At 64.6% G+C, this 17494-nt stretch carries 12 protein-coding genes; 1 reads left to right on the top strand and 11 read right to left on the bottom strand.

Annotated elements, in window-relative coordinates; translation table 11 throughout:
* Positions 1 to 109 precede the first annotated feature (109 nt).
* The 5 genes from iolB to AB8717_RS19900 all read right to left on the bottom strand — a co-directional run bounded on the left by iolB (position 110) and on the right by AB8717_RS19900 (position 6589).
* Entirely contained in the window at positions 110 to 913 is an 804-nt protein-coding gene (gene iolB / locus AB8717_RS19920; protein WP_443751267.1) for a 5-deoxy-glucuronate isomerase, read from the bottom strand.
* Positions 910 to 1815, bottom strand: coding sequence for a myo-inosose-2 dehydratase (iolE, locus tag AB8717_RS19915; protein ID WP_443751266.1), 906 nt, complete (start codon positions 1813 to 1815; stop codon positions 910 to 912). The genes iolB and iolE overlap by 4 nt, the downstream gene beginning before the upstream one ends.
* Positions 1812 to 3647, bottom strand: a complete 1836-nt coding sequence (iolD, locus tag AB8717_RS19910) for a 3D-(3,5/4)-trihydroxycyclohexane-1,2-dione acylhydrolase (decyclizing) (RefSeq protein WP_443751265.1) — start codon at positions 3645 to 3647, stop codon at positions 1812 to 1814. The genes iolE and iolD overlap by 4 nt, the downstream gene beginning before the upstream one ends.
* Before the next feature lie 12 nt (positions 3648 to 3659).
* The gene (locus tag AB8717_RS19905; protein WP_443751264.1) at positions 3660 to 5621 is read right to left on the bottom strand and encodes a bifunctional 5-dehydro-2-deoxygluconokinase/5-dehydro-2-deoxyphosphogluconate aldolase; all 1962 of its coding nucleotides are present in this window, start codon (positions 5619 to 5621) and stop codon (positions 3660 to 3662) included.
* Between the two features lie 98 nt (positions 5622 to 5719).
* Positions 5720 to 6589, bottom strand: coding sequence for a MurR/RpiR family transcriptional regulator (locus AB8717_RS19900; RefSeq protein ID WP_443751263.1), 870 nt, complete (start codon positions 6587 to 6589; stop codon positions 5720 to 5722).
* A 193-nt stretch (positions 6590 to 6782) separates the two neighbouring features.
* On the opposite strand from AB8717_RS19900, the gene iolG reads away from it, so the two are divergent.
* Positions 6783 to 7766, top strand: a complete 984-nt coding sequence (gene iolG / locus AB8717_RS19895) for an inositol 2-dehydrogenase (RefSeq protein WP_443751262.1) — start codon at positions 6783 to 6785, stop codon at positions 7764 to 7766.
* Between the two features lie 56 nt (positions 7767 to 7822).
* Here the strand turns inward: iolG and AB8717_RS19890 are convergent, their stop codons facing one another.
* The 6 genes from AB8717_RS19890 to AB8717_RS19865 all read right to left on the bottom strand — a co-directional run bounded on the left by AB8717_RS19890 (position 7823) and on the right by AB8717_RS19865 (position 17339).
* The gene (locus tag AB8717_RS19890; protein WP_443751261.1) at positions 7823 to 10006 is read right to left on the bottom strand and encodes a GH92 family glycosyl hydrolase; all 2184 of its coding nucleotides are present in this window, start codon (positions 10004 to 10006) and stop codon (positions 7823 to 7825) included.
* Positions 10006 to 12243 carry a GH92 family glycosyl hydrolase gene (locus AB8717_RS19885; RefSeq protein WP_443751260.1) on the bottom strand — a complete coding sequence of 746 codons (2238 nt, stop codon included), beginning with the start codon at positions 12241 to 12243 and terminating at the stop codon, positions 10006 to 10008. The genes AB8717_RS19890 and AB8717_RS19885 overlap by 1 nt, the downstream gene beginning before the upstream one ends.
* Before the next feature lie 2 nt (positions 12244 to 12245).
* Positions 12246 to 13226 (bottom strand): ABC transporter permease, encoded by a 981-nt coding sequence (locus tag AB8717_RS19880; protein ID WP_443751259.1) that lies wholly within the window; start codon positions 13224 to 13226, stop codon positions 12246 to 12248.
* 7 nt (positions 13227 to 13233) lie between these two features.
* Positions 13234 to 14751: a sugar ABC transporter ATP-binding protein gene (locus tag AB8717_RS19875; protein ID WP_443751258.1), complete on the bottom strand. Its 1518-nt coding sequence runs from the start codon at positions 14749 to 14751 to the stop codon at positions 13234 to 13236.
* 14 nt (positions 14752 to 14765) lie between these two features.
* Positions 14766 to 15719, bottom strand: coding sequence for a substrate-binding domain-containing protein (locus AB8717_RS19870; protein WP_443751257.1), 954 nt, complete (start codon positions 15717 to 15719; stop codon positions 14766 to 14768).
* Positions 15720 to 15830: 111 nt separating this feature from the next.
* On the bottom strand, positions 15831 to 17339 hold the full coding sequence (locus tag AB8717_RS19865; protein ID WP_443751256.1) for a CoA-acylating methylmalonate-semialdehyde dehydrogenase: 1509 nt from the start codon (positions 17337 to 17339) through the stop codon (positions 15831 to 15833).
* Positions 17340 to 17494: the final 155 nt, after the last annotated feature.

The raw sequence follows: 17494 nt of genomic DNA, 5'->3' as shown, positions 1-17494 counted from the left end.
CCGCTTGTTTCCCCCGGCGCCGCCCAATCCACTCCCAGGACCGGCGCCTGCAACTGAAAAGCCCGGCACGTCATGTGCCGGGCTCTTTTTTATCGCGATATCAGGAGGTTCAGCTTTTGACGATCCATTCGTGAGCAGGATCGTTGCGGAAGATCCAGCGCCGTTCGGGGCCGGCCATCACGTTCAGGTAGTAGAGCGTATAGCCGTGCGGGGCGCCGACGGGGTGATAGCCCTCGGGCACCATGACGACGTCGCCGTCCTCGACGCACACCGTCTCGTCGAGGCTCCTGTCATCGGTATAAACGCGCTGGAAGGCAAAGCCCTGGGGCGGGTCGAGGCGGTGATAATAGGTCTCTTCCAGCGCCGTCTCCTCGCCGTCGGTGGCGGTATCGTGTTTGTGCGGCGGATAGCTCGACCAGTGGCCGGACGGCGTCACGACCTCGACGACCAGCAGGCTGTGGGCGGGCCGGTCCTGCGGCAATATATTGCGCACAAAACGCGTATTGGTATCGCGGCCGCGCACCTCGCGCGACATCTCGTCGGCCGGGATTTGACGGGGCACATAACCTTCGGCGCCAGGCGCTGTGCAGACGGCCAGTTCCACTGCGTCGTTCGCAACGACGCGCCAGGGCACGCCCGCTGGTACGTAGACTGCGCCAGGCGCCTTATCTTCGAACGGCGTCTTGCGGCCGCCGACATCGGCAAAAGTCTCGTCGCCCGCCGTGATATCGGCGGTTCCGGAGACCAGCACCAGGCAGGTTTCGCGCCCGGCATCGACGCCTTCAGCGACCTGTCCGGCCGCTCGGCGGATCACGGCAAAACCGACATGGTCCCAGCCTGCCGTTTCCGGGGTAATGTCGAGCACCTTGCCATCGGCAACAGGCGCGGACGGCCGGACGCGAAGGATGCTCACGCCGCGACCGCTTCGGCGAGGCCGGCGGCGCGCGCGGCGTCCTTCAGGGTCTTCAAGCCCAGCTCGGCGTACTGGCGCGGATCGGCCTTGGCCGGGTCCTGTTCGGCCTCGATGATGATCCAGCCCTTATAATCGATGCCCTTCAGGCCATGCATGATGCGGCCGAAGTCGATCGAGCCGTCGCCCGGTACGGTGAACATGCCGGCCAGCACGCCATTCAGGAAGCTGTCGTCGCGGCCCGCGGTCTCGTCGAACACCGCCTGGTGGACGTCTTTACAGTGGACGTGGGTCACGCGGCCCGGATGTTTGGCGATGACGGCGTGCGGATCGATCCCGCCCAGCACGGCGTGGCCGGTATCGAGCGTCACGCCGACATTGTCGCGCGTGTTGGCGAAGAAGGCGTCGAGATCGGCCTGGTCCTGGACGATGGTGCCGAGGTGATAGTGGTAGGCCAGCTTCAGGCCTTGCGCGTTGACATAGTCGGCGACGTCGCTCAGGCGCTCGCCGAACTCGGCCCAATCGCCGGCCGCAAGACGCGGGCGCGTCTTCATCGGGGTGTTGCGCTGGCCGTGGATGGCGTTGCTGGTTTCGCAGATGACGAAGACCTTTGACCCCAGGGCCTTCAGCAGGTTGAGGTGGTCCTGCATGGCGGCGATCTCGGCGCGGGCGTCGCGCAGCAAAAGCTCGCAGCTATACCAGCCGCCGACCAGGTCGAGATGAAACCGGCCAAGCGTGGCCTTCAGCGCATCGGGGCCTTTCGGGAAGGCGCCGCCGAGTTCCGTGCCGGCAAAGCCAACCTCGGCGATGTCTTTCAGGACGCTGTCGAGCGGGGTGTCGCCGCCCAGTTCCGGCATGTCGTCATTGATCCAGGCGATGGGGCTGACGCCAAAGGTGATGCTCATGCGGTTTGGTCCTTGATAGCGTTGAGTTTCTGATCGTAGACGGCGCGGGCCGCCTGGACACGGGGCGATGTCGAGACCTCCGGCACGGCGACGTCCCACCACGTGCCGCCGATGGCAGTGCCGGGCTCGGCCTCGGTATCGATGACGACGACATTGACGCCACCGCGCGTGCGCGCAGCCGTGATGGCGGCCTCAAACGCCGCTATATCTCCGGCCTTTTCGGCGTGCGCACCTAACGCGCGGGCGTGCAGCACGAAGTCGATATCGGGGAGCACCGTGTGGTGGCTGTCTTCCAGGCGGTTGTTGAAGCCCTCGCCACCCGTGGCGGTCTGCAGGCGGTGGATACAGCCGAAACCGCGATTGTCGATGACCACGATCGTCAGCCGCACGCCCATCATGACGGAGGTGGCGATCTCGGAATTCATCATCAGATAGCTGCCGTCACCGACCAGCACATAGACCTCACGGTCAGGCTCGGCCAAGGTGACGCCCAGCCCGCCGGCGATCTCATAGCCCATGCACGAATAGCCGTATTCCATGTGATAGCCGCCGGACGTTCGCACCCGCCAGATCTTGTGCATGTCGCCCGGCAGCCCGCCGGCGGCCGCCACGACGATGGCATTATCGGCGATCGTCCGCATCAGCGCGCCCAGCACCTTAGGCTCGCTGGCGCGACCGTCCGCGCCGATGGCCGCATCGACCTTGGCGTCCCAAAGTTTGCGCGTCGCCGCCAGATTCTCGGTCCATACCGGATCGGCCATGTAGTCGCCAAGGTCGAGCGCTTCGAGGACGGTGCGCGCGTCGCCGACCACGCCAAGGGCGCCGAATTTCAGCGCATCGAAAGGCTGGACATTGATCGCGGCGATGCGCGCGTCCGGATTGAACAGCCCGGCCGAACCCGTGGTGAAGTCCTGCAACCGCGTGCCAACCGCCAGGATCAGGTCGGCGTCCCGCACCGCGGCATTGGCGGCATCGGTGCCGGTGACACCGATCGCGCCGAGATTGCGCGGGTGGCTGTCGGGGATGACACCCTTCCCCGCTTGGGTTTCGCAGAGCGGAATGCCGTGGCGCGTGGCGAACCTGTCCAGCACGCATCCGGCCTTGGCGTAGGCGACGCCGCCGCCGGCGATGATGACGGGTTTGCGCGCTTCGAAGATCGCGGTTTCGAGCTCGGCCATATCGAGCGCGTCGGCGGGGTGGCGGCGGATGCGCCAGATTTTTTGCGCAAAAAAGCTTTCGGGATAGTCGAAGGCCTCGGCCTGGACGTCCTGACACAGGGCCAGGGTCACAGGCCCGCATTCGGCCGGATCAAGGAGCACGCTCATGGCGCGCGGCAGGGCCTTCAGGATCTGTTCGGGCCGCGTGATGCGGTCGAAATAGCGCGACACCGGGCGAAAGCAGTCGTTGGCCGAAACCGTGCCGTCGCCGAAATCCTCGATCTGCTGCAGCACCGGGTCAGGCCGCCGAGACGCATAGACGTCGCCCGGCAGCAGCAGGACCGGCAGGCGGTTGACGTGCGCCACGGCGGCGGCGGTCACCATATTGGTGGCACCCGGCCCGATCGAGGTCGTGCAGGCAAAGGCGCGTTGCCGGCGCATCTGCTTGGCATAGGCGATGGCCGCGTGCGCCATGGCCTGTTCGTTGTGCGCGCGGTAGGTCGGCAAGCTGTCACGCAGGCCCGACAGCGCCTCGCCCAGGCCCGCGACATTGCCGTGGCCGAAGATCGCCCACACGCCGGCGAAGAACGGCACGACCTCACCGTCGATGTCGATATGCTGCTGCGCCAGATAGCGCGTCAGCGCCTGCGCCATGGTCAGTCTGAGGTGGCTCACGCCTGAAATTCCTTACGCTTTGACCTTGACGGGTTGCGGCGCCTGCGTCCGGACCGTGGCGTGCATTTCCTTCCACGCATCGACCAGGCGCGACAGGCTGGCGGACATGAGGTCGACCGCGGTCGCGTCGTCCATGCCGCCCTTCAGCCATTGCGACGCGACATCATGGAAGATCGTCCGGCCGATAGCAAAGCCTTTGACGCACGAAAACTGTGCAGCAACGGCGAAAGCGCGCATCAGCTCGTCTTCCGGCGCCGACAGGCCCAGCACCACGACGCCGCGGCACAGGGGATCGTTGGCCGCGATGACTGCGTCGATATTGCGCCAAACGGCTTCATCGGCGACGGGCTCCAGCTTCCACCAGTCGGGACGAATGCCGAGGCCATACAGGCGCTGCATGGCACGCGACCTCGTCTGCGCGTCCGACGGCATGTCGGCCGGCAGGATCAGCTCCAGCAGCAGTTCGTGGCCCGAGCGGCGGCAGGCGTCGAACAGGGTGACCAGCTGGCGCTCCTGCTCGGCGCGAAGCGCTTCCCCGTCGTCGGGATGGTACAGCACCAGGCATTTGACGACGTGGTTGGCCGGCCAGGTATTGATATCGAGGCCGACATCGGCCCCGGCCTCGAAGACCAGCGGCCGGGATTTCGGCACCTCGACGGGCCGGCCGATCCAGTAGGTGGTGTGCGCCGCTTCGCTGAGCGCCTCGGCGCCGTAACGCCCGTCGAGCAGCACACCGAAGGCGGCATTACCTTCCGCCAGCGCGTCGACCGCGCGCAGCGCCAGCCGCTTGAATTCCGGCACGCGCGCCATATCGGCGCCGAGATCGGCCGCCAGCTCCTCGAACTGAAAACGGTGATCCATGGCCAGGACCATCAGCGACGGATAGTCGCGGTGGCGCGTCCGCGCCCAGTGGATATGGTCCAGCCGCTCGATATCGGCCGCGGACATCGGATGATGCATGCCGATAAAGGTCTGGAGCTCGTCGAAGGTCGGCATGGCGGGCGCGCAGCCGTGGCGCGTCACGACGATGGCGCCGCAGGCATTGCCCCAGCGGCCGCAGGTATAGAGGTCTTCTCCGCCCAGCCAGCCGCGCAGGAAGCCGGCGGAAAAGGCGTCGCCGGCGCCGAGCACGTTCATCACCTCGATGGCGAAACCCGGCACGACCAGGCCGTCCGTCACCTTTGCAGGGATGGCGCCGTCGAAAACGGCGCAGCCCTCGGCGCCCAGCTTGCACACCAGAACCGCGTCGGTGGCTGTCCGGATATTGCGCAAGGCCGCGACGACGTCGTCGGCGCCGCCGAGGATGCGGATTTCTTCCTCGGTGCCGATGATCAGGTCGCACAAGGGCGTCACGACCGACAGACGGCGCGTGACCTCGGCATTGGCGACGTAGCGCTGTTCGCCCATATCCCGAGCCGCCAGGCCCCACAGGACGGGGCGGTAGTCGATGTCGAAGACGATGCGCCCGCCGGCGGCCTTGACGGTCCTGACGGCCTCCAGGCTGGCACTATAGACATTGGCCTGCGACAAATGCGTCCCGTCGATGACCAGGGCGCGCGCCGAGGCCAGCCACTGCGTATCGACATCGGCCATGTCGATCGCCATGTCGGCGCAGTTTTCGCGATAGAAGATAAGCGGGAAGGTTTCCTTGTCGACGATCCCCAGGATGACCAGGGCGGTCAGGCGTTCGGGGTCGGTAACGACACCCGCCGTATCGACGCCTTCGCGACCCAGCGCCTCCAGGATGAAACGGCCCATATGGTCGGCGCCGACTCGCGTGATCAGGCCGGCCTTGAGCCCCAGCCGGGCGGCGCCGATGGCTGTATTGGTCGGGCTGCCGCCGACATATTTGGCGAAGGACGACATGTCTTCGAGACGGCCGCCGATCTGCTGGCCGTACAGGTCGACGCTGGACCGGCCAAGGGTAATGACGTCCGGGCCACTTTCCAGGCTTTTGGGCGCTTGGGCGTCCATGCACGCTTCCTCCTGATGGAACGCCTTGGTTCGCGTTCTCCATCTGGAATTTTTATTCCTCTATTTTCAAAAATGCAATTCGCATTTCATGAAAAAGACTATTCGGCGGTGCCCTGCGTTGCAAAAGCGTAGGCCACGACAAGGCTTTGCATCAGGCACATGGTCGCGGTCAGCGAGCGGAACGAGCGCACCTCGGCCTCTCGGACCAGCAGGACGTGCTGCGCGCCCTTAACCAGGGGCGACACGTTCGAATCGGTAATCGACAGGACGGTGGCCTTCTGATCGGTCGCGACCGTATGGCAGCGGACGGTCTCCTCGGCATAGGTGCGGAAACTGATGGCGATCAGCAGGTCGTCGCTGGTGATGCCGCGGATCTGGTTGGCCCACAGACCGCCCGTGCCGTCGATGAAACAGGTGCGCTTGCCCGCGCGCTGCAAGGCATAGGCAAGATAGGACGCTGCCGGGAAGGCCCGGCGGAAACCCGCGATATAGACAGTGCCCGATTCGGCGATGGCGGCCACGGCCTGCTCGATCTGCGCCGCCGTAATCGATTGCTTCATATGGCTGAGCGCCAGAATGTCGGCTTCGGCGTACTCATCCAGGATGGCGTTGCCCGACGACACACCCGAGGAGCCAGCGTTCTCATTGAACTGGCGCGCGCGTTCACCGTAGGCCAGGGTGATATGACTGGCCAACAGCTCGTCGCGGATGACCTTCTGCATCTGCGAGGCGCCGGGATAGCCCAGCGACTTGGCGAAGCGGACGATGGCCGAGGGCTGGACTCCGGCGCGATCGGCGACGACGGCCAGGGTTTCAAAGGCGACATCCTCGGGTTTGTCGAGCACGAAACTGGCGACCTGCTTCATGCGCCGCGACGCCATGTCGTACTGCCGCACGATTTCAGCCCGAAGCGCTTCCACCGTGTGCGGCGGCGTCGCGCCCGCCTCGATCTTTTCTTCTTTCGCCATGCCGGCTCCCCGTCCGGAACCCCCGCCCCTCACCGGCTGAAATTCCACGTTGACATCATTTGGAATTTTTGTTCCATGCTTGGCTGCAACCGAAATTCGGAATGACAGCGCCGTCACAGTAACGCATATCATTCTAAATTTGGAATAAAAATTTCGCGCCGAGAAATTTGGAACGGCGTGTTCGGAGGGTAACATGTTCAACGTCGCCGTTATCGGCGCCGGCCGCATCGGCCGCATCCACGCCAAAAATGCCGCCGGCCATTCGCGCCTGAGCCTCAAGGCTGTCGTCGATCCGATGGGCGACAGCGCCGCGACCCTGGCCGCCGAGACGGGCGCGGCCGTCAGCACCTTCGATGCGGTGCTGAGTGACCCGACGATCCACGGCATTGTCGTCGCCTCGCCGACCGACCAGCACCTCGACCAGACCTTGCGCGCCATCGCCGCCGGCAAGGCCGTGCTGTGCGAAAAGCCGATCGACCAGGATCTGGCCACGGCCAAGGGCGCGGCTGGTCAGCTGGGCGGGAAAAAGCCGTTGCTGCTCGGGTTCAACCGCCGTTTCGACCGCCATTTCGGTGCGCTGAAAAAGCAGCTCGACGCCGGCCGCGTGGGAAAGCTGGAAAGCTTGCTGATCGTCAGCCACGACCCGGCGCCGCCACCGGTTTCCTACGTCAAGGTGTCGGGCGGCCTGTTCAAGGACATGGCGATCCACGATTTCGACATGGCGCGCTTCCTGCTCGGCGAAGAGCCGGTCGAGGTCTTCGCCAGCGCCTCGTGCCTGGTCGATCCGGGCATAGGTGCGGCCGGCGACGTCGATACCGCCAAGACGGTGCTGAAGACCGCCTCGGGCAAGATCTGCGTCATCAGCAATTCCCGCCGTTCGGGCTATGGCTACGACCAGCGCGTCGAGGCTTACGGCGCCAACGGCCTCCTGAAAGCCGACAATGTGCTGGAATCCACCGTGGCGCACTGGGGCGCGGACGGTCCGGAACTCGACGCCTTCCAGAACTTCTTCCTCGACCGCTATGCCGAAGCCTATCGCGCCGAGGTCGACCACTTCGCTGCCGTCATGGCGGGGGAAGCCACCCCGCTGGTCGGCTTCGACGACGCCGTCAAGGCCCTGGAACTGGCCGAAGCCGCCGCGCTTTCGGTCAAAACGGGTCAGGTCGTGAAGCTTTAAGCGACGCCTGACACTGCGAAAAAGGGAAGCCGGCCTGCGCAGACGGGCCGGCTTTTTTATTGCGGCACGGCCTGCCCTATCCCCCAGGTCCCGGGCTTCTTGCCCATGACCAGTTCGAGCTTGCCGCCATTCACGATATCGGCCTGATGCAGGAAGGCCGCCGTCAACGGCTTGCCGTTCAGCGCCGCCTTCTGGATATAGATGGCGTCGGGTCCGGCAGTCTTCGCCACGATCTCGAATGACTTCCCGTTTTCCAGATGGATCACGGTCAGGGGCTGGCGTGGGCCGTGGAGATAGTAGAGATCGCTTCCGAGTTTTGGGAAGAATCCGATGCGGTTGAAGACGTAGTGCGAGCTCATGGCGCCATTGTCTTCGTCACCCGGATAGGCGTCGGCCGTGAATTTGCGGAAGATGGCGTCCGCCCAGAAGGCCGACAGGTCGGGCCGGCCGACGTTATGGAACAGCCATGGCGTGGTGAAGGACGGCTCGTTGGTAATGTCGATCAGGCCAGACGACAGGGCGTGCTGCAGGCGGTCGCGGAAGCGGTCCGGCCCGCCCATGGCCGCGATCATGCCGGGGATGTCGTGCAGCATGTCGTAGGAATAGACCCAGGCCGTGCCTTCGTAGAAGCCGACATTGTTATAAGTCTTGCCGTCCCAGCCGGTCTTTGGGTCGAGGTCCTGGAAATGTCCGTCGGCATATTTCGGGATGATGAAGCCCGAAAAGCCGTCGCTTTGGGCGTCCTTGCTCCACACCTTTTTCCAGTTTTCGGACCGCTTCATCAGCGCCGCGGCTTCGTCGGTGTGCCCGGCCTTCCCCGCGACCTTTGCCGCGAAATAGTCGTTGAGCGCATAGCCGACGGTCGACGAGCCCGACTTAGCGCGCTGGTTGTTCGATTCCGGACTCAGGTCCCCCACCGCGAAATAGCCGTCGATCAGGTAGCGCGGCCGGCGGCGCTCGAACGCGTTGAAGTGGGTGACGCGATATGCCTGCTGCCAGTCGATGCCGTCGACACCGCGAACCACCCCTTCGCCGATAATGTTGTCGACCTCGTCGCCACCCTGGCCGACATGGTAGTTGCGGCCGCCGATAAAGGCGGTGTCGGCGTAACCGAACTTGTCGAAGGTATGGACGATCGAGGCGACGTTGGCTGCGTACTCCTTCGGCGCGATCAACGACAGCAGCGGGAATTCGGTGCGGTAGGTATCCCACAGCGTATAGTAGTCATCCCAATAGGGCGCGTGCAGCTCGGAATCGGCCTGGTCGAGCGTGCGTTCACGCGGCTGGATCGCCGTGTGATAGAGCGCCGTGTAGAAACGCCTGAGGTCGGCATCGGGCACGCCCGAGATTTCGATGCGCGACAGTTCGGCATTCCACTGGGCTTGCGCGTTCGTCCGCACGGCGTCAAAATCCCAGCCGGGAATATCGTGGTCGAGCAGAAATTGCGCGCGCTCGGCCGAGGTCAGCGAGACGGCGACCTTCATCAGGACGGGCTGTTTGGCGGCGAACGACCACCAGGCGCCGAGGCGTTCGTCGGGGCCGCTTGTGCCGTGCGTCGCGCCCGTCTGTTTGTCGGTGCCCTTGAACACGCCCCAGGCGGTCGGTTTGACGTTGAGCTCGGCGACGAACCAGATGTCGAAGGCGGCCGGGTTCCAATAGCCCTTGGCCTTGACGCGGCCAATCAGCCGCCCAGTCGCCGGATCGAGCGTCACTTCCGCATTGTCGCTCGCGGTCACGCCCAGGATCTTGCGTGTGATGTCGACAATGATGTCGGGCTGGCCGGTTTCGGGAAAGGTAAAGCGGTACATCGCCGCATAGTGGGCTGGCGTGACTTCGGCCTTGATGTTGTAACGCGAGAGCGTCACCGCATAGAGGTCGGCGGCGGCGTGCTCATCGGCCTTGGGCGAGGTATGTTTGGCCTCGTCGAATTCGGGATCGCCGACCTGCGGCGAGACCAGAAATGTCCCGTAGGTCGTGATGCCGCCCGAGCCTTGCGTATGCAATTGCGCAAAGCCACTCAGCTCCGCCTTTGGGTCATAACCGGCATTGGAACCGGTCAGGGTCTCGGGGCTGGGATGGATCGAGCCGTGCGGCAGGGCTGGCCCGGGGACCGTGTCGCCCTGGTTGTCGTTGCCGACGCCGACCATGGGATCAACGTACGTGTAGAGCGGTTTGGGCGCAGCGGCATAGGCCGGCGCCGCGACAAGCAACGCCAGCGCAATAAACAGAGCGGTTTTCATCATTGGCCTCCGGTGGCCCACTTGGCGGGCTTGTCGCCCATATCGAGTTCGAGGACGCCGCCGGCCATCAGCTCGGCGTGCGTAAGCGTGGCGCGGTCGATCGGCTTGCCGTTCAGCCGCGCGGCGGTAACGTAAAGGTTGGTGGCGGAGGTCTTTGGCGCCGAGACGGTAAAGGTCTTGCCGCCTTCGAGGTGGATGACGCTGCGCGCGAAGACGGGCGAGCCGATATAGTAGAGCGGCTTGCCGGCGAGCGGGTACAGCCCCACGGCCGACCAGACGTACCAGGACGACATGGCGCCGGCGTCGTCATTGCCGGGCAGCCCTGCCCGTCCGGTGCCGTACTGGCTCGACAGGATATGGCGCACGCGCTCGGCGGTACGATCGGGACGGCCGGCATCGATATACATCCACGGCGCCAGGATGTCGGGCTCGTTGCCCTGGTTGTAATGACCGCCGTCGAACAGGCGGTCGAGCCAGGCGACGAAGGCCTGGCGCCCGCCGACCTTGTTGATCAGGCCCGGCACGTCCTGCGGGACATAGGTCGAATATTGCAGCGAATTGCCCTCGTAGAAGGGCGCTTCCCACCACGGCGTCGTCTTGTCGGGATAGTCGTAGGCACAGCTGAAATTCTCGAGGCCGCGGCCGTCGCCATAGCGCGGACGGATGCATCCGAGATCATTGTCCCACAGCTTTTCCCAGCCCTTCGACCGTTGGCGATAGGTCTCGGCGACGGCCTTGTCGCCTAGGTGGTCGGCGACTTCCGAAATGGCGAAGTCGTCGTAAGTGTATTCCAGCGTGCGCGACGCCGAGCGCGCCTGGCTGAGCGGCACGTAGCCGAGCGCCAGATAGTCTTTGAGCACGCGGCCCTGCAACAGCGGCTGGTCGGATTCGACCTCCCCGTCCTTGCGGATCGCTTCGTAAGCCGTGCGGATATCGAAGCCACCGAGGTTTTTCATGACCGCATCGGCCACCACGACGTCGCCGTTCGATCCGCCCTGCGTCATGCCGTTGGCGCCGGCGATGCGCGCATCGGGCAGCCAGCCGGTATGGCGGTAGGTATCGATCAGTGAACGGACCATTCCGCGCTGGGCGTCCGGCTGGATGACGGTCAACAGCGGATGCAGCGTCCGGAAGGTGTCCCACAGGGTGTAGAAGTCCTCAAAGTGCGGCTCGTTAGACGCCCACCACACGTTTTCGCCGGTCAGGTCGTGCGGCATGGTGTGGCTGCGGTAGAGCGCGGTGTAGAAGATGCGGCGCTGGTCGTCGCTGCCGCCCAACACTTCGATCTGGCCAAGCGCCTTGCGCCACTGCGTTTCGGCTTTTGCCTTCTGCGCGTCGAAATCCCAGCCCGGCATTTCGGCGTCGAGATTGGCGCGCGCCTTGTCAGCGCTGATGAAGGAGACGCCGAGCTTCAGTTCCACGACCGGATTTTGCGCAACGTCGAAACTGGCCCAAGCGCCGAGGCGGTTCGAAAACTCCTGGCGCGTGTCGTAGTCGACCATCAGGGCCGCCTTGTCGGCCGGTGTCTTGGCCTGGGGCTCGCCGTCGAGGCCGCCCTTGCCTGCCTGTTGCAAGAGTTTGCCCTGCGACGCTTTCCAGGCGCCGAAGCTGGTGCCCGGCCGATCGAGCACAGCGTAGAAATAGAGCTTGTAGGGCGCCGGGTTCCAGCCGCCTTCAAAGCTGGCCCAGCCGGAGACCGTGTGGTCGTCGATGATGTCGACATGGGCGCCGGTGGCGCGCTGGCCTTCGCCGCGCAGGGTGACGACCGAGGTGGCGTCGAGGATCAGATTGCCGGGCGTCGCGCCCTTCGGGAAGGTGACGCGCATCAGGCCGGTCAGGCGTGACGCTGTCAGTTCGGTACGGACACCGTTCAGCGTGACGGCGTAATAGCCGGGCGATGCAATCTCACCCGTCTTGGCGAAGGCGAGATTGTTGACGCCAACCGCGCCCGTCGTCGGCGTGACTTTAAAATTGCCGTACTTGCTCTTTCCCCCGGTGCCCGTGACGTGGGTGAAGCTGAAGCCGGTGATGGCGCTTTGCGAGTCGTAGCCGTTGGTTTCGCCATTGGCCGTGTCGGGGCTGAGCGACACGAAGCCGAAGGGCACGCCCGCGCCCGGCACCGTATTGCCGCCGCCGTCGGCGCCGACGAACGGGTCGGCCAGTTTCAGCGGGTCGATCTGTGCATGTGCCGCGACCGGCGCAGTCAACAGACACAAGGCAAGGACGAAAACCTTCATGTTCAGACCTTTCCGCGATGCGACTTGGTGTAGGAATCGAAGGCGACGGCAGCAACGATGATCAGGCCGATCACCACCTGCTGGAAATAGGACGAGACGTGCATGATGACGAGGCCGTTCGACAGCACGCCGATCAGCAGCGCCCCGATCAGCGTGCCGCGGATGCTGCCCGAGCCCCCCGCCAGGCTGGCTCCGCCGATGACGACCGAGGCGATGACGCGCAGCTCGTAATTGACCCCGGCGACGGCCTCGGACGAACCCAGCCGCGCCGACAGCAAAAACCCCGACAGCCCCGCCAGGAAGCCGACAATGGCGTAGACACTGACGATGATTGCCTTGACATTGATGCCCGACAGGCGCGCCGCCTCGGCATTGCCGCCGACGGCATAGACCTGGCGGCCGTAACGCGTATGGCGCAAGGTGATGTGTCCGATCAACGCCACGACGGCGAATATGACGACCGGCACGGGGATGCCCACGATAGCGCCCGTCCCCCACCAGCGATAGCCATCGTCGAAGCCCGAGATCGGCCCGCCGTCATTGAGGATCAGCGTCGCCCCGCGCCACACCGTCATGCCGCCCAGCGTTACGATAAAGGCTGGCACGCTGAGCAAGGTGATCGCCTTGCCATGGAGATACCCGGCGCCGAGCCCAATCAACGACGCTACGCTCAAGGCGACCAGCCACTGCGGCACACCCGGCGCCAGATGCTGCACCGTCCACGCCGCCGCGATCGAGGCAAAGGCCAAAAGCGAGCCCACGGCCAGGTCGACGCCGGCGGTCAGGATGACGAAGGTCATGCCGACCGCGATGACGCCGTAGATCGACACCTCGGTCAGGATGTTGGTAGCGTTGCGCAACGACAGGAAGCGCGGGTTCTGCGCGGCAAACACCGCCACCAGCAACAGCAGGAACAGGGTGGTCCCCCAGGTGCGCAAAAAGCCCACCGTGTCGAAGGGCCGCTTTTCGGAAATGGCGTTCATGGTTTCCCTACGCAGCTACTGAGCTGGTCATCAGCCCCATCAGGGTCTCTTCATCGACCCCTTTATTTTCAAGCACGCCGGTAATCCGGCCTTCGCGGAAGACGACGATGCGGTCGCTGACCGCCATGACTTCCGGCAATTCCGACGAAATGACGATGACGGCGACGCCGGTGGCCGCCAGGTCGAACAGGACCTGGTGGACGTCGGCCTTGGCGCCGACATCGACGCCGCGCGTCGGTTCGTCGACGATCAGAACCTTTGGCGACAGCGCCATGCAGCGCGCCAAGAGCACCTTCTGCTGGTTGCCGCCCGACAGCGTCCCGATGGCGACGCCGTCATTGGCCATCCTGATATTGAGCTTTGCGCGATAGTCCTCGACCAGGCGCTTTTCCGCGCCTTCGTCGACGAACACGCCCCAGCGCGACAGGCGTTCCAGGCTCGGCAGGGTCAGGTTATGGCGGATCGAATGGCCGAGGAAACAACCCTGCTGCTTGCGGTCCTCGGGCACCAGCGCAATGCCGGCGGCCAGAGCGTCGCACGGCGAGGTCGCCTTCAGTTCCTTGCCATCGAGCCAGATGGCCCCGCTGTCCTTGCCCTCTGCCCCGAAGAGTATGCGCGCCAGCTCGGTCCGCCCTGCCCCCACCAGCCCGGCCAGGCCGACGATTTCGCCGGCGCGGACCTCGAAGCCGACATCCGAAAGCGTCGTGCCGCGCGCCTCGTTGCTGCCGCGCTTGCGGCCGATGCCTTCGAGCTTGAGCACTACATCACCTGGCGCCTTGTGGGCAGGCCGCCTGAGGAATTCGACGTCGCGTCCGACCATCAGCCGCACCATGCCGTCGATTTCGATATCGGCAACGCGGCCGGTGGCGACGAACCTGCCGTCGCGCAGGACGGTGTAGCCGTCGCACACGGCCTTGACCTCGCGCAGGCGGTGCGTGACGTAGATAACGGCGACCTTGCGATCCTTCAGGGTACGGATGATACGATGAAGGATATCGACCTCGCGGTTGCTGAGCGCCGCGGTCGGTTCGTCCATGATGATCAGCTTCGCGTTCAGCGTCATGGCGCGCGCGATCTCGACCATCTGCTGTTCGGCGATGCTTAAGCGCCGGACCTCGGTATCGGGATCGAGATCGAGCCCGAGGCTTTCCAGCACGCCGCGCGCGTCGCGGCGCAGACGCGCCCAGTCGATCAGGCCGAGGCGCAGCGGTTCGCGGCCGAGATACATGTTCTCGGCGACCGACAGATAGGGCTGGAGGTTGAACTCCTGGTAGATGGTGACGATGCCGGCGTCCTGGCGGCGCACCGGCGTATCGCGCGGATCGAGCTCCGTTCCCCCAAAGGTCAACCGCCCGGCGTCGCAGGGTTGCGCGCCCGACAGGATCTTCAACAGGGTCGACTTGCCCGCACCGTTTTCGCCCAAAAGAGCGTGCACCTCCCCGGCCTCGACCGAGAGCCTGGCTCCATCGAGCGCGATAACACCGGGGAAGCGCTTGGTGATGTCGGCTATGTCCAGCAACGCCATGCGCTTGAGGCCCCTTACTTTACCTCGGAGATCCGAGACGCCTGGTTGAGGTTGTCCCTGGTGATCAGGACCGGGGTCAGACTCTGCGACGCGATCGCCTTCTTGTCGCGCAGGGCGCCGACGACTTGACGCAAGGCTGTGCGGATCTGCTCGCCCGGGTTCTGCTCGACGGTCGCGGCCATATCGCCGGCCTGGATGCGTTTCAACGCCTCCGGGATGGCGTCAAAGCCCAGCACGCGGATCTGCTGCGGCGTGAAGCCCGCGCCGTGGATGGCTTCCAGCGCGCCCATGGCCATGTCGTCGTTGAGGCACAGGATGACGTCGGGGTGCTGGCCACCCATCGAGGTCAGGATGTTCTGCGTCACGGTCAGCGCCTGGTCGCGCTTGGAATTGGCGGTCTGTTCCGCGACAATGACATAGGCCGAACCACCCGTGGCGAAGCCTTCGTGCACGCCCTTGACGCGCTCGATCGACGACGAAGAGCCGGGGTCGTTGGTGATGACGACGACCTTCGCCCCTTTGGGATAGGTCTTGACGACCCATTCGGCCATGGCGCGGCCGCCGGCGACGTTATCGGCGCCGAAATGCGGCACGGGGTGCTTGGCGTTTTCGATATGGCGGTCGACCGAGACGACGATGACGCCGTCGTCGGCCAGCTTGTCGGTCGCCGAGGCCAGCGCCTTGGAATCGGTCGGCGCAATGATCACGGCGCCGACGCCCTGCACGCTGGCGGCATCGAGATCGGACACCTGCTTCGACGAATTGTTCTGGCCGTCCAGCACCTGGACCTTGACGCCCAGCTTCTGCGCCTCGTCTTCCAGGTCGCGGCGCATGGCGACGAAAAAGGGCTGCGACAGATCGCTGAAGCTGACGACGATGTCCTGGGACGACGACGCGCCCTTCGAACAGGCGGCTAGTCCAGCTAGGGCGAGACCCGAGGCCAGCAGGGCCCGACGATTGAGTGACATGCATTCCTCCTTTACCCGTTTTTCGGGACCCGCTTTTGGGCATGATCTTTTTTATTTTGTTATACTTGGAATATTTTTTCCCGGTCAACGCGGGACTGCCAAAAACGCATACTAATTCATCGTCGGGATAACGAAGCTCTGATCCGGGGTTGCAGCGGCACCCGCCACGCTTGCCGGCCAGCGCTGGGTGACGGTCTTGACCTTGGTGTAGAAGCGCACGCCGTCCTCGCCGTACTGGTTGAGATCGCCGAAACCCGAGCGCTTCCAGCCGCCGAAGCTGTGATAGGCGACGGGCACGGGGATGGGGACGTTGATGCCGACCATACCGACGTCGACGCGGTCGGCGAACTGGCGCGCATAGTCGCCGTTGCGCGTGAAGATGGCAACGCCGTTGCCATAGGCGTGGCGGCTGGGCAGCTCCAGCGCCGCCTCGAACGAGCCAGCGCGGACCATCTGCAGCACGGGGCCGAAGATTTCGTCCTGGTAGGATTTCATCACGGGCGTCACGCGGTCGAACAGGGTCGGGCCGAGGAAATAACCGTTCTCATGACCTTGCAGCGAGAAGCCGCGGCCATCGCGCACCAGTTCCGCGCCCTCGTCGACGCCCATCTGGATATAGGATTCGATACGCGCCTTGTGCGCCGCCGATACGACGGAGCCGTACTGGGCTTCGGCATCGGTCGAGACGCCGACGCGTAAGCCGTCGATGGCGCTGAGCAGGCGCCCACGCAACGCATCCGCCGTCTTGTCGCCGACGGGCACGACGACTGGCAACGCCATGCAGCGCTCGCCCGCCGAGCCATAGGCCGCCCCCATAATGTCGTTGACCGCCTGGTCGAGATCGGCGTCGGGCAGGACGATGCCGTGGTTCTTGGCCCCGCCCATGCACTGCATGCGCTTGCCGTTTTGCGCACCGCGTCCATAAACGTACTGCGCGATATCGGACGAGCCGACGAAGCTGACGGCCTTGATGTCAGAATGGTCGAGGATGGCGTCGACGACGGTCTTGTCGCCCTGGATCACATTGAGCACGCCCGCCGGCAGGCCGGCCTCGATCAAAAGCTCGGCCAGGCGCACGGGCACGGACGGGTCGCGCTCGGATGGCTTGAGGATAAAGGCGTTGCCGCAGGCCAGCGCCGGAGCGAACATCCACATGGGGATCATGGCGGGGAAGTTGAACGGCGTAATGCCGGCGACCACACCCAGTGCCTGGCGCATCGAATAGACGTCGATGCCGGGCCCCGCGCCTTGCGTATAGTCGCCCTTCAACAGATGTGGGATGCCGCAGGCGAATTCGACGACTTCCAGCCCGCGCTGGATATCGCCCTTCGCATCGGCGATGACCTTGCCGTGTTCCGACGACAACAGATAAGCTAGCGAATCCATATCGCGTTCGAGCAGGCGTTTGAATTCGAAAAGGACACGGGCGCGGCGCTGCGGATTTGTGGCGGCCCAGCCGATTTGCGCGGCCGCGGCGTTACGCACGGCCGCATCGACCAGCGCCGCGTTGCCCAGGCCGACGACCGCCTGGACCAGGCCGGTATTGGGGTCGTAGACATCCGACGTCCGCGCCGCCGCGCTTGAATATTGCCCGCCGATAAAGTGGCCGATCGTCCGCATTCCATCCTCGTCCACGGGCCAGCACCGGCCCGTCATTTTCATTTTGGGAATAAATATTTCATTCTGTTGTCATTTGCAATGTTCGTTTTATAGTGTGCGCACTTCAGGCTAGGACGCTCCTGAAAAAATGCGTTTATAAAGGCGAGCGGCGACGC

It is taken from the genome of Asticcacaulis solisilvae, from assembly GCF_052327315.1.
In the GTDB taxonomy this organism is placed as follows: Bacteria; Pseudomonadota; Alphaproteobacteria; order Caulobacterales; family Caulobacteraceae; genus Asticcacaulis; species Asticcacaulis solisilvae_B.
This window is presented reverse-complemented; position numbering and strand designations above follow the sequence as displayed.